We start from the raw sequence: 12743 nt of genomic DNA on the forward strand, positions 1-12743 counted from the left end.
CCAGACCTGTTTATCGGAAAAACGACACTACCGGTATCTTTGTTCCCGCCTGCAGGCAGTCAGTTCCATCCAAGGCTCGAAATCGCTTTTCCTGCGGCTCTGCGGCCTGAGATTCCCGTTCGTTTTGCAAACAGGGGCACCCGAGACTTGACGCTTTCCCCGTGGGTGAAAAGAATCAGGTGTTTACGAACTTTTTCATTTCCCCGGTGTCGTGTGTGGGGAAAATTGAGATCTGACAGTGTATTCAGATCCACCAACTTTGATGTATTCAGATAAGAAGATCGCTATTATGCCGATGGAGCTCTCCTCAACCGTTCAGAAACTGAAACCATCCGCCACGATTGCCGCTGCTGCGAAGGCCAAGGAACTGAAAAGCACCGGGGTCAAGGTTTATGAATTCACCCTGGGAGAGCCGGACTTCAACACCCCGGCCCACATTTGTGATGCTGCCAAAGCAGCCATGGACGCAGGCCAGACTCACTACACCCCGGCCGCGGGAACTCCGGAAGTCAAACAGGCGATCTGTGATGCCTACCAGCGGGATTACGGTTTGAGCTTTCAGCCGAGCCAGGTTGTGGTCTCCAACGGTGCCAAGCACTCAATTCACAACGTACTGACCGCCTTGTGTGGTCCCGGCGATGAAGTGATCATCCCCACGCCTTACTGGGTCAGTTACAGCGCCCTGGTGGAACTGACGGGTGCGACTCCCGTGATGGTGGAAACCAGCGAAGAAAGTGGCTTCTGCATGAATGCAGAACAGTTCGCTGCGGCGATCACTCCCAAAACCAAGCTGATGATGCTCAATAACCCCTGCAACCCGACCGGTGCTGCTTACCCGGTCGAGACACTGGAAGCACTGGCCAAAGTGGCTGTCGAAAAAGATGTCGCGGTGATGTCTGACGAGATCTACGAAAAACTGATCTACGAAGGATCGGAATTCCGCAGCTTTGCGTCCTTCGGTCCCGAAGTCGCAGCACGGACGATTATCGTCAGTGGTGTGAGTAAAGCCTACGCGATGACCGGCTGGCGTATTGGCTGGGCGATCGCTCCGGTGGAAGTCTCCGCTGCGATGACCAAGTTGCAGAGCCAGGAAACATCCAACCCGTGCAGTATCAGCCAGGCGGCCACAATTGCTGCTCTGACCGGAACCCAGGACAGCGTGGAAGAGATGCTGGCCGCGTTCAAAGAACGTCGCGCTTACGTACTGGAACGGCTGCACAAGTTCCCGGACATCAGCTTTGCTGAACCTGGTGGTGCATTCTATGCGTTCTTCAACGTAAGTGCCCACTTCAATAAGCCGCTGGGGGGTGGCAAGGTTGTGAAAGACTCGACTGAGTTCTGCACGGCCCTACTGGAAGAAGCCCACGTGGCACTGGTCACCGGCGATGCCTTCGGTGCTCCCGGTTACGTGCGTCTCTCTTTCGCGACCGACATGCAGACCATTGAAGAAGGCTTGAACCGGATCGAGCAGTTCCTCTCTCCGGCTTAAGCGTTTTCAATTGACACATAAAAAAACACCATCCCGAATTGCTTCAGGATGGTGTTTTTGTTTTTAACAAGTGCTGTTGTCAGCACATGCTGGTGATCTTAGTACTCTCCCCAACCGAAGGGCAGTTCGCCGACAATCGAACCAGGCAGGAAGACACCATTAGCATCTGCTGTCGTGTTGTAGGGATCGCCGTCCAGGATGAAGATCGCGAGGTCTGCTGGGGCTCCTGAGACCCGGAAGGTACTTGCTCCGGTACCGGAATAGAGGAAGGTCCCTGCCCCAGGATCGATCAGGTTCGGAATACGGGCAGCCTGACGTTGAGCATTACGACGACGTGAGGTCGAGGTGAACGGCCCTTCGAATGGTGGGCTGGTTGTATTCAGACGAGACTTGAAGGTATCGGCATTGTCATAGAAGGCACCAGTGTTATTAACATCAGCAGCAATGACCGTGTTGGAAGACCATTCCAGGTCCAAACGAGCCAGTGGGTCGCTCTGGAAGGTGGTGATGGCCGTCGGGTCGGTCGTCGCCCCCCAGGTACCTGCGGTCGCAGCTGGATCGGCAGTTGAAGTGAACGACTGGAAGAAGACGTCGGAACCAAAGTTACCAGTGAGAGTCGAGTTGGTGACAGACATGATCACACCAGAGTTAGTGAAGTTACCCAGACCGTCGCTGGCAAAGCCACCAGGGTTGGTCGTGCTGGTACTGGCGTTGGTTGTACCGACACGGACCACCAGACCAGTTGAGCTAAAGCCACTATTGAAGCCGTTAGCCAGGATCTGGTTATTATCCATATCGAATCTCAAGAAGACATCGTGGAAGATATTTCCATCAGCCAGGAGAGCAGTTGTCGAAGCGACATTCTGTGTCTGGTTGTTGGAGGCAGTGTAGACCACATAGACCCCTTCTTCGAGGTTGGCATTCACAACGTTATTGTTGAAGGTAATGTTATACGCAGAGGCTCCAAGCGAACCCGGACGAGCCAGGACATCGAAACCACGTCCGTTGTTGAAGTCGATCGTGTTCCCGGTCACGGTCAGGTTGTAGGTTCCTGAGGCACCGGAGTTGGTAAATTCAATACCATCTCCACCGTTGAGGGTAATATCGTTGTTGACGATGCTGGTCGTGTTGACCGGTCGCACATCCATATCGATACCACTTCCGACGTTCTGTCGAATGGAGTTATATCCGATCGTCAGACCAGCCCCACCCGCGGTGCCTGTCAGTGACAACCCGTCATCCCCGTTGCTCGCGATCAGGTTAGCCTGGGCAGAATCAGCGGCACTACCGATCACAAGACCATCAGAGTTGGCATCGAGGTTAATACCACTCAGTGTATTGCCCGTGATTTCATTCTGGGTCCAGTTACCAGAGACAGCCCGCTGGTCGGTCGGATCGTTAACCTGTTCGGTCGTCCGGATACCATTGGCACCGTTCCCGGTAATTGTGTTCTGGGAAATGTTTGCCTCTAACAGGGCATCTGCCTGCACGCTGATATCGATACCGTTCAGTGTGTTGCCGGTAATCGTATTATTATTGATGGTATAGTCATCAGTAATATTCGCATTGGCGGCGGTCAGGCTGATCCCGTCCAGAGTATTTCCGGTCATGGTATTGCTCAGAATCTGGAAGTTATCAACGACACCGTTGGCGGTTCGAATTACTTCGAGACCACTGCCACCGTTACCGGTGAAGGTGTTGCCGAAGCCTGTTGCCCCACCGACGACAACGTTAGTGAGCGATGCGAAGTCGGCACCATTGTTACCCGTGACACTGTAAAACAGACCGGAGGCAGCATTGTTCTGGAATGTAGAACGCTGGATAGTACCGGTATAGGTGGCCGTATCCCGCAAGACGAAGCCAACCCCCTGACCATTGAAGTCAGTACTCAGAGCCGTATCGGTTGTTGTGTTAAAGTCGTGCTGATCAATGTCGACCTGGTTTGTCGTGTTGCCTTCCATGACGAAGCCGATATGGGCATCACCGTTATCCTGGAAGGTATTGATTTCCGAGTTGTCGACTGAAGCCAGGTTACCAAAGGTCAGCGTTACACCACCGGGTGCAGGAACCGTGGTTGTGCCTGCGACAGTACCGCCGACACCGAATCCAGCCCCGGCACGACCGATGAAGGTGTTACGGGTGATGGTAGCTGTGGTACGGACATCGCTGGTATCAAACAGGATCCCTGAGGTCCCAGAAGTCGTACGGTTGAAATTGTTGGAGTCGATGCTGCCCAGGGTATTGGTGGCAGTGGTCGCTGCCCCCAGGTCACTACCCCCGAAGAACAGCCCCGCTTCAGTATTGTCACTGAAGTCGTTCTCGGAAATCAGGGCCGTGGTGAAGGCACCACCGTCATTATTCGTAATACTCATCCCGTTCGCGGTGTTACCGGTGAAGGTGTTATTACCGATCGACGGTGATCCGTAGCCGGTCAGGTCAATCGAACCACTGTTGAGTGTGATTGCCAGACCGTCTGCGGTGTTGCCGGTCGCGGTATTGTTGATAATACTACCGGTAATGGCACCACCGTTGGCGGTATTCAGACTGAAACCATGCTGACCGTTGCTGTTAAAGAGGTTCGGTGACACATTGATGTTACCGATATTCAGGTTAATGGTGGAACCCGGACCGTCAGCTGTCGCCACAAAACCGTCGGTGGTGTTGTTGCTGGCGTTGATGTTGGTCATCCCCAGGTTCAGTACCCCGTCCCCGTTCACATCTTCACCCGGATCGAGTGTTCCGTTCTGGTTCAAATCTTCTGACAGAGCGGAAATTACACCGCCGGCAGTAGCATCGAACGCGATACCGATCCCCGTGTTATTGGTTGCCGTGATGGTATCGAAGCTGCGGAAGGTGATTGTACCGCCGTTCGAGTTGACATGCAGACCAGTATTGGGATTGATGTTATTGTTGAAGGTGTTGTTCGAGAAATCGGTATCGATAGTACCACCGTTCTCAGTGATGATCATCCCGGTACCATTGCTGTTGGATGTATTCCCGGTAATACCCAGGGTCGTCACACCGTCAGCTGCCGTTCCTACACCATCGATCGTACTGCCGGCATTGGCAATGATTTCGAAACCGGTTCCCGTGCCTGGAGGTACGACACCCAGGTTGTTGGTTGTCGTGTTATCCTTGAAGGAGAGTTCCAGAGTTCCTGCATTCTGGTTGATGAGAGCTCCATGGAAGGAGTTAGCCCCATCACCCGAGAAGGTGTTGGTAGAAACAATACCGATGCCATCAGCCGTGTTGGTGACATTCACACCACGGTTGTAAAGGACAAACGAGTTGTTGTTGATATTGAACCCGCGTGTGCCTGCGGAGTAAATGCCATCGTTGTAAGGCAGTGCACCACCGGCACGAGTACCGCTGATGTTGAAGCCGGACACTTCCCAGGCTCCGCCCTGTCCGACGACCACAGCACCAGCTGCACCACCGGCTCCGGCAGTGTTGGTCAGAGTCGGACGACTGGCAGCCGGGTTGTAACCAGGCAGGTTCAGTGTGCTGATGCTACCATCGTTGAAGACGTTAATGGTGTGCTGGACTGCTTCACTCAACAATCGCTGACCGGTCACACCCACGCCTTTATCCAGCAGGGTGATCTGTCCATCGAGGTTGAGTTCGTTACCATCCTGCACGAAGATGATGTCTGTATCAGCCGTTGGCGGAGACGCGTTGTAGGCAGAAACAGAACCGAAGGGAGTTTCGTAAGTACCATTTCCTGCGGCACCGTAGTCCGGATCGATGTGCTGTACGATGTACGGCATATTGTCATCCGGATTGATCGCCATTTCGCTGTTGATGGTCTCTTTAACGTTAGCCACAACGCGGTAGTTACGATTCATAGGCTGGTACATACGCTGCTGGAGTGTCTTGGGACGCATCCACTTGTTCGAACGACCATCGGGAATGGTCAGAATGACATTCATCCAGGCATTCGAACCAAAGACAGAGTCCTTGGCATAACTGACACTCATCTGCCACCAGTCATTGATATTGGCTTCCGCCCGGAACTTGGCACCAGCGGCACTCTTGTCGTGGTCTGAGTTGTAGTAGTAACCACCGACAAAACCGTCGATGCCGTACTTACCGAGAACCGGCAGTGGACCACCGATTTCAGCATCAACACCACCGTAAGATGATTCAGACCGACGTGTACGGTTCAGGAAGATATAGTTCGACTGGAAGTAGCCGCCACCGTTCAGGTTGTTCGAAATGACAACTTCATTATTATTGATGGGGAAGTATCCGTTAATCCGTCCGGTCAGGTATTGACCGATGACTTCACCACTGACACCAATCTGATGGTAATCCTGGTAGTGGCCGTCGTCGTAGTCGTACCAACCTGCGAGGGTGAAGATCTTATCGAGATTTTCACTATAGGCACGCCATCCGGCACCGAGGTTCACACCACCGGCTCCCTGGTCGGTAACCATGGCCCGGACATCCAGGAACAGCATGCTCTGTTCAGGGCGGATGGTGAAGGGAATCAACATGCCGAGGTTGGAGTACCCGTCGTCGTATCCAATCCCTCCGCCGATGCCTTTGTCGAGGCGGAAGATCGGATGAAATTCATCGACGGGCATCGGCTGGTAGCCGGCGCCGTTGTCAACGAATTCATTGACTTCCATCGTGCGGGGATCAGGATAGCGATAAGGAATGTATCCTTGAGGCACATCCTTGTAGCTGACATCCTTCATGGATGAAAAGCCGGGGACATCATTTCGTTGAACCTGGTTTGCAGGAGTGAAATCATGCCGGAACCCTCCGGACGAGACACTCCCCACAATGGCGGAACCTGCTGGCTCTCCAATCGTGGTCCGTCCCTCAGTTTGATCACTACCATTCTCATCAGGTGCTGCTGCTGATACCAAAGCCAGTAAATACTGAGAGGCTAAAAAGAAGCAGGCCAGGCTGACACGTAATTTGTTCATCGAATGCTCCAACGTCGATGTGTAACTCGTCTCTTACAATTTCAGACGATCAACTTCGTTCCTCTAAGATCTCCCCGATTCTGGAATCAGGAGCTTCATGCCCCCCTTTCAGAACCCGGTCAATCCGAACGATCAGGTAAAAACCTGATACTGTTCTCCCCCCTGGCCCCGGTCGGATGTCAAACTGTTCCGATTATCCCGGTACAAGCGGTTATTCTGATCTTTCGGAATAATCACGTTGTTAAGTTGAGACGAAATATGCTAATCGTAGGGGTGGTCCGAAATGCGGTGAGATCAACGACCTCGCGGGGAAGTGCCAATTAAGACGTAAGTGACTAAATATATAAAACTTACTGCACGTGATGCGTGTTAATAACAACAGGCATTTCTGGAGACGGGGATTCCAAAATTAATAGAAATAATTTTGGTGATTTACAGGGAAATCCGGCGCGAGAATGTAAACATACGCTCACACCCCGTGAAGAACGCGTCTGAAAGAGAGACAGATGTGCCAGATTGGGTAAGCACAGCGGTTTGCGTCAAATCACTTGAACCAGATGGTATCCGCTACCCATTTTCTGTTGACGGGAACCAGCGTGGTGAGTGTGCGGCCGTTTTTCATTTTGATTTTGGCCTGAATCCCGTCCCCGACCTCTTCGATCGTGACAGAATGGACTAATTCCTCAGGAGTTGCGCTCGCGGCCTGCTCCTGTGCCTCGGCCAGGGACTCTTTGGTAATCCGATCGTGGAGTCGTTCGGTGAAGAAGGGGCGCATTGATTCCACATCGCCTGCCTGAATGTACTTGAGTTGCAGGGCGATGATCTCCCGGGATTTGGTGGTTAACTGCTTAACCAGTTCGGCTTTCTGTTCGGGAGTCAGTGGTTGTTTTCCCGGATCCGCGAGAACGACGCGGGCTGATTTTAATTCATCGATCCATTTTTTCCGATCTGCCTCGCTGAGCGGGAGTTTCCGCGTGACGTAAGCGAGCCGATGGATGTCCCGTTTGCCTCGGATAATTCGATTGATCTCGTGTTGTGCGGGAGTCTTATCGCTGGCCGCCACTTTCCACTCGAAGATGACATCATACTGGCCATCGTCGATCACGGTCCAGGTTTCGACCTTATAAGACTGTTCAATCAGGGACTTCATGCGCTTCATCATGTCCTCTGCCGAGTTTTCTTTCCCCAGTTTAAACAGACGCTGGGTGGAAAAGAGTTGCTGATACTTCTGAACGGTCTCCTCGGTGGTGACGTACTCGGTCAGGGCACTGGTGCCATTCATCAGCCGATACCCGACCCGCCAGTCCGGTCCCAGTTCGAATTCCATCGTCTGTAATGCTTTGGTGTATTCCGCTTCGAGTCCGCGCGTATCAATGACCGCAAACAGGCTGGCCTTTCTCAATGTCAGCCACATGAATCCATAAGTCAGACGTGTATCTGCTCCCTGCTCCTGCTTTCTGTCCGGAGGGCCCAGCAGTTTCAGCACTTCGACCTCAGGTGTTCCGACATTGAGAACTCCCTGCTTATCGAAAAAGCTCCAGAACTTCAGGAATTGCTGCATGGCGTTCTGGTTTTTCAGATCCAGCAACACCGCTTTACGCACTTCAATCCAGGCGAGACTGCCTTGTGAATCTTCGAGGTAGCTGACGCTCAGCAGATAATGCAGCATGCTGTTTTCGGGCTGCAGTTTTACGGCTGCCTGGAATTCAGAGATCGCCTTTTTCCAGTGTTTCTGCTTCAGAAAAGTCTGCCCCTGCTGGGCGTGTTTGAGCGCTTCGGCTTTCTGTGCCTGCTCCGTCTCTGCTGAGGACTGATTCTCCTGGTCTTGCGCCGGAAGCCGGGAGTGATTCATCAAGCAGACAGAGAGCAAGGCTGTCCACAGACAAACGATTGAGAGCGGCGAATGCAGATTCATGATGAGCTTTTTCCCTCAGTCTAAGACGCTTTCGGCTGAAAGTGAGCCTGCCAGAACAGGCAGAGAGCTATTTTTGTTTCTCGGGAATCGAAATTAATTGTAACTCCAGTCGTCCCGTGTGCCACATGTAATTGGGTCCGAAGCCGGCCCGGGGGCCCCACTGATTGTCGACCGCCTGCTGCAGGTAGGTACGTGCTTTCACTTTACGGCCGTGCAACGATTCATTCAGGCCGATATAGAGATTCGCATAAAACAGGCGTTTTTCCCGTTCCTGATCGCTGATCTCCGCCGCGTTGATGGCTTTCAGTATCGCCTCCGGAGTCGTTTTGCCTTCAAACAGGCGATACAGATCGGGAAAGGGTTCGCGATCATCCTTTTCGTACTTCAACAGTCCTTTTTGAGCCGCCTCGGGGCCCTTCGCCTGGAACTGGGAGAAAAACCGCCAGATCCCGTTCTCGCGATCGACATTATCAAACGAATGATAGATTTCGAACTGCCGGGCAGCATCGGCGTACTGTTTAGCGTAATAACAGGCAATCCCCCGTCGCCAGTGAGAGGTTTTGATCGAGGGATCGAGCTCGACCATCTTATCGTAATCCGCGACGGCCTGTTTGAACTGTCCCAGGAAAAAGTAAGCGTCTCCCCGCCGGGAATAGAGGGACGTCTCCCGGGGCGCTGCTTTGATGCGCGTTGAGATCTCCTCAATCTGTTGCTCGAGTTCCTGCTGCAACGCTTTCTTCTGTGCTGTTTTATCTGCGGACGCCGGTTGGGGATCTGCATCGACCGGCTGGGTGAGTCCCGGGAGGCAGAGCATCAGGCTGCAGAGGATCCAAAATCGCATGGAGAATGCTTTCTGTGTCGAACTGGTGACTGTTACTTTATTCAGTGAACCTGCTGATCTCCTATAGTGTCATAGTCTGAGCGCAGGTAAAAGAGCTAAGCAGACTGAAAAGAATAGAAAATTCTCGCCCGGATCGACTTGGCGTACCGAGAAATTTTCGTATAATGCCTCTTAGTGCTACAAGTGACGACGCCTGCACAGCTTAGCGAACTCACTCACAACTTATTGCCTGATAGTGTAACGGTAGCACGAATGACTCTGACTCATTTAGTCTAGGTTCGAATCCTAGTCGGGCAACTTGAAAAGTCCTGAACCAGCAATGGTTTAGGGCTTTTTTTATTGGAATGAGGCAACGAGGCTCAAGCTGGACCTGCAAGCCTCGCCATTGTGCTTTCAACAGCATTCATTTCATACACAGAGCAGAGCCTCAGCTTCTGGTCAAGAGTCTCCCCTTCACCGCTGCTGTGAAATGATGATCAGCTTCCATTGAATCGGTCCCAGGTTTTCTGCGTGCTGGTGGTGGTTCTGGGGTGGAAAGGGATTGTCTTTGTTGGAGGCGATCTCGTCGCCGCAGGCTTCGCAGCGATAGATACCGGAGTGGGGGCAGATTTCGCCGGGGTTGTGCAGCGTGTCGAATTCCGGCTGGTCCGCGTGTTCGAGATACTCTTTGTACTTGTAGAGCGCCATCTAATCTCTCCTTATTTAATAAGTAAGACTGAGATAAAAGTCAGCGGGCAACGTTGGTGGTGGCTCTATTTAAAGCTTAACCGCAGAAATCAGACCTGCAAGATCGATTTGACAGCGAAGCGTGCCTCAGATGGTTTCGGGGAAACAGTCCTTGATTGACATTGCTCGATGCATTGTTGAAGATGAACTGTCCCGCTCAGGTTCATTACTCAATTCGAATTCTTTTGGTGAAGAGTTTCTATCATGCTCCGCTCTCTGCTTGCGCTTTGTCTGATACTCACGGCTGGTGTATTACTTTCTCAACAGGTTTCAGCCGCTGACCAGCAGCCGAACATTCTCTGGATTATCGCTGAAGATATGGGCCCGGAACTCGGCTGCTACGGTACGCCCGAAGTCAAAACGCCGACACTGGACCGTCTGGCGCAACAGGGGATGCAGTTTCAGAATGCGTTTACTGTCACGCCCGTCTGTTCGACAAGCCGTTCGTCTTTCATGACGGGCATGTATGCGATGTCGATTGACGCTCACAATCATCGATCCCATCGCGACGGCACCAACCCGCTGCCCGAGGGCGTTCGCGTCATCACCGACTGGTTGCGTCCAGCAGGTTACACGACTGCGAATATTCGGAACCTGACGAAAGACCGCAAGCTGGCCAAGTTCTACAAAGGGACCGGTAAGACCGACTGGAACTTCACCTACCCCAAAGGAAAGCAGCCCTTCGATCTCAAAGACTGGGATGAACTCAAACAGCATCAACCCTTTTATGCCCAGATCAACTTTTCGGAAACACATCGAGGCGGTGCCTGGAACTCGGCTCATGAGTATCTCGACTACCAGGTCGATCCGGAGAAAGTGCAGATCCCACCGTACTATCCCGATCACCCCGTGACACGGGCGGTCTGGGCGCAGTATCTGAATACCGTGATGGCCGTCGATAAAAAGGTGGCGTTTATTCTGGATCTGCTCAAGCGGGATCAGCTGGACAAGAATACGATCGTCGTCTTCATGGCCGATCATGGTCGCGCTATGCCCCGCGGCAAACAGTGGCCTTACGACAGCGGTCTGCATATCCCGCTGATCATTTACTGGCCCGAAGGAAATTCGGATCTGCCAGCCCCCGCACAGTATCATCGTGGCGCGAAGAGCGATCAGCTGATTTCGTCCATCGACCTGAGTGCGACCACGCTGGCCCTGGCGGGCATCGAGAAACCATCCCGTATGCAGGGACAGGTTTTTCTGGGTAGTCAGACTGAGAAGCCGCGCAGCTACCTGTTCGGCGGACGGGACCGCGGCGACGAGACCGTGTTTCACATCCGCACGGTTCGCGACAAGCAGTTTCGCTACCTGAGAAACAAGTATCCCGAACGGCCGTTCCTGCAGATCAATCGTTACAAGGAAACTCAGTACCCAATCATCGGACTGCTGCGGGATCTGCATGCGAAAGGGGAATTAAGCGGTCCGCCGGCTGTGCTGATGGCGGAGACACGTCCCCGTGAGGAACTGTATGACACCCGCAACGATCCCTGGGAGATCAACAACCTGGCTGATAATCCCGCTTACGCCGAGACAAAACAGCGACTGTCTGCCGCTTTGGATCACTGGATGGAAGAAATCGACGACAAAGGTCGCACTCCTGAAGATCCAGCGATCCCTGAGTTCTGGGACGAACGGGCGATTCGCGTCTATTCCAAGAACCTCAAGGAGCGACCGAAAGACTGGTTCAAGTCGGCTCCCGGACTGGGTCCTTACAAACTCAAAGAGAAAGACAAGTAAAACAGCCGGAGTTGTCTGGCACAGCGCAATAAAAAACTCAGGCAGCGAGCTGCAAGCCTGAGTTTTTTTCATTCACACGTTTGTGTTATGAGCGATCACAACACAAATTGTGTGCTGATCGCTTACGGATAGGTCAGGTATCCGTTGGATTCGAGGTAGGCGACGACTTCATCAGCCAGCTCGTCGATGCCTTTTCCGTCGGAATCGAGAACCAGTTCTGCTTTTTCCGGTTCTTCGTAAGGAGCGTCGATACCGGTGAAGCCTTTGATTTCGCCAGCCCGTGCCTTCTTGTAGAGGCCTTTGGGATCGCGTTCTTCGCAGGTTTCCAGAGAAGCTTTGACGAAGATCTCGATGAACTCGCCATCACCCAGAATTTCGCGGACCTGATCACGGTCTTCACGGTAGGGAGAAATGAAGGCGGTCATGACGAGGATACCGGCGTCGGTGTACAGTTTGGAAACTTCGCCGATACGACGGATGTTTTCGGTACGGTCTTCAGGAGAAAAGCCCAGGTTCTTGTTCAGACCCATGCGGACGTTGTCGCCATCCAGAACGAAGGTGTGTTTGCCTTGTTCGAACAGCTTGTGATCAACGGTGTTGGCGATCGTGCTTTTGCCGGATCCGCTCAAACCGGTGAACCAGAGAACGGCACCCTTGTGTCCGTTCTGCTGACAGCGTTTTTCTTTAGATACGTGGTGTTCGTGCCAAGTCACGTTGGTGGCTTTTTGCTCGGCCATCGAGGAATTTCTCCTTACTCGTTCAAAAATATCTTTGGAAACAGGGTTTATCTGCAGATCTCTGCGGTGAAAACAGTGCAGAAATCGACTATTGTGAGTTGATGATTGCACGATCCTAGAGAATGTCCCCTGCCGATGGAAGCCCACAGATTGGGAATTTCTGGGAACATTCTCGTTCTGGACTACTGGAACTGCTGTTTTTGAGCTGTTAGAGTACGCGCAGGGAATGATTGCCGGCGAGCTCTGCAGTGGCAGGGTGCATCAGTACCTTGCGGGTGCCGCCTGCATTCCAGTGACGGACCATACCTATAAATTGTTATTTGCCTATACCTTACGCTTCAACCATCGAACTCAGAAACACAGG

The 12743-nt window shown here is 52.7% G+C and carries 7 protein-coding genes and 1 tRNA gene; 3 read left to right on the plus strand and 5 right to left on the minus strand.

All coding sequences use genetic code 11. The features are described 5' to 3' along the window. Nucleotides 1-289 precede the first annotated feature (289 nt). Complete coding sequence (locus tag RID21_RS27160) at nt 290-1489, plus strand: pyridoxal phosphate-dependent aminotransferase (RefSeq protein WP_350194431.1); 1200 nt, start codon at nt 290-292, stop codon at nt 1487-1489. 98 nt (nt 1490-1587) lie between these two features. Here the strand turns inward: RID21_RS27160 and RID21_RS27165 are convergent, their stop codons facing one another. The 3 genes from RID21_RS27165 to RID21_RS27175 all read right to left on the minus strand — a co-directional run bounded on the left by RID21_RS27165 (nt 1588) and on the right by RID21_RS27175 (nt 9179). Next, a complete protein-coding gene (locus RID21_RS27165; protein WP_350194433.1) occupies nt 1588-6423 on the minus strand; it encodes a beta strand repeat-containing protein in 4836 nt (1611 codons plus the stop codon). A gap of 544 nt (nt 6424-6967) precedes the next feature. Further along, nucleotides 6968-8338 (minus strand): tetratricopeptide repeat protein, encoded by a 1371-nt coding sequence (locus RID21_RS27170; protein WP_350194435.1) that lies wholly within the window; start codon nt 8336-8338, stop codon nt 6968-6970. Nucleotides 8339-8405: 67 nt separating this feature from the next. Next, nucleotides 8406-9179 (minus strand): tetratricopeptide repeat protein, encoded by a 774-nt coding sequence (locus tag RID21_RS27175; protein WP_350194437.1) that lies wholly within the window; start codon nt 9177-9179, stop codon nt 8406-8408. A 226-nt stretch (nt 9180-9405) separates the two neighbouring features. On the opposite strand from RID21_RS27175, the gene RID21_RS27180 reads away from it, so the two are divergent. Continuing rightward, a tRNA-Gln gene (locus RID21_RS27180) sits at nt 9406-9476 on the plus strand. Between the two features lie 156 nt (nt 9477-9632). On the opposite strand, the gene RID21_RS27185 is transcribed toward RID21_RS27180, so the two are convergent. Further along, the gene (locus RID21_RS27185) at nt 9633-9866 is read right to left on the minus strand and encodes a hypothetical protein (RefSeq protein ID WP_149339643.1); all 234 of its coding nucleotides are present in this window, start codon (nt 9864-9866) and stop codon (nt 9633-9635) included. 243 nt (nt 9867-10109) lie between these two features. On the opposite strand from RID21_RS27185, the gene RID21_RS27190 reads away from it, so the two are divergent. Continuing rightward, on the plus strand, nt 10110-11642 hold the full coding sequence (locus tag RID21_RS27190; protein ID WP_350194439.1) for a sulfatase family protein: 1533 nt from the start codon (nt 10110-10112) through the stop codon (nt 11640-11642). 122 nt (nt 11643-11764) lie between these two features. Here RID21_RS27190 and cysC read toward each other — a convergent pair whose 3' ends face one another. After that, complete coding sequence (gene cysC, locus RID21_RS27195) at nt 11765-12379, minus strand: adenylyl-sulfate kinase (RefSeq protein ID WP_145442383.1); 615 nt, start codon at nt 12377-12379, stop codon at nt 11765-11767. Nucleotides 12380-12743: the final 364 nt, after the last annotated feature.

It is taken from the genome of Gimesia sp. (assembly GCF_040219335.1).
GTDB lineage: Bacteria > Planctomycetota > Planctomycetia > Planctomycetales > Planctomycetaceae > Gimesia.

Coding starts and splice junctions, on each gene's coding strand:
- cysC (WP_145442383.1), bottom strand. CDS start 12,379: ATGGCCGAGCAAAAAGCCACCAACGTGACTTGGCACGAACACCACGTA.
- RID21_RS27175 (WP_350194437.1), bottom strand. CDS start 9,179: ATGCGATTTTGGATCCTCTGCAGCCTGATGCTCTGCCTCCCGGGACTC.
- RID21_RS27190 (WP_350194439.1), top strand. CDS start 10,110: ATGCTCCGCTCTCTGCTTGCGCTTTGTCTGATACTCACGGCTGGTGTA.
- RID21_RS27165 (WP_350194433.1), bottom strand. CDS start 6,423: ATGAACAAATTACGTGTCAGCCTGGCCTGCTTCTTTTTAGCCTCTCAG.
- RID21_RS27160 (WP_350194431.1), top strand. CDS start 290: ATGCCGATGGAGCTCTCCTCAACCGTTCAGAAACTGAAACCATCCGCC.
- RID21_RS27170 (WP_350194435.1), bottom strand. CDS start 8,338: ATGAATCTGCATTCGCCGCTCTCAATCGTTTGTCTGTGGACAGCCTTG.
- RID21_RS27185 (WP_149339643.1), bottom strand. CDS start 9,866: ATGGCGCTCTACAAGTACAAAGAGTATCTCGAACACGCGGACCAGCCG.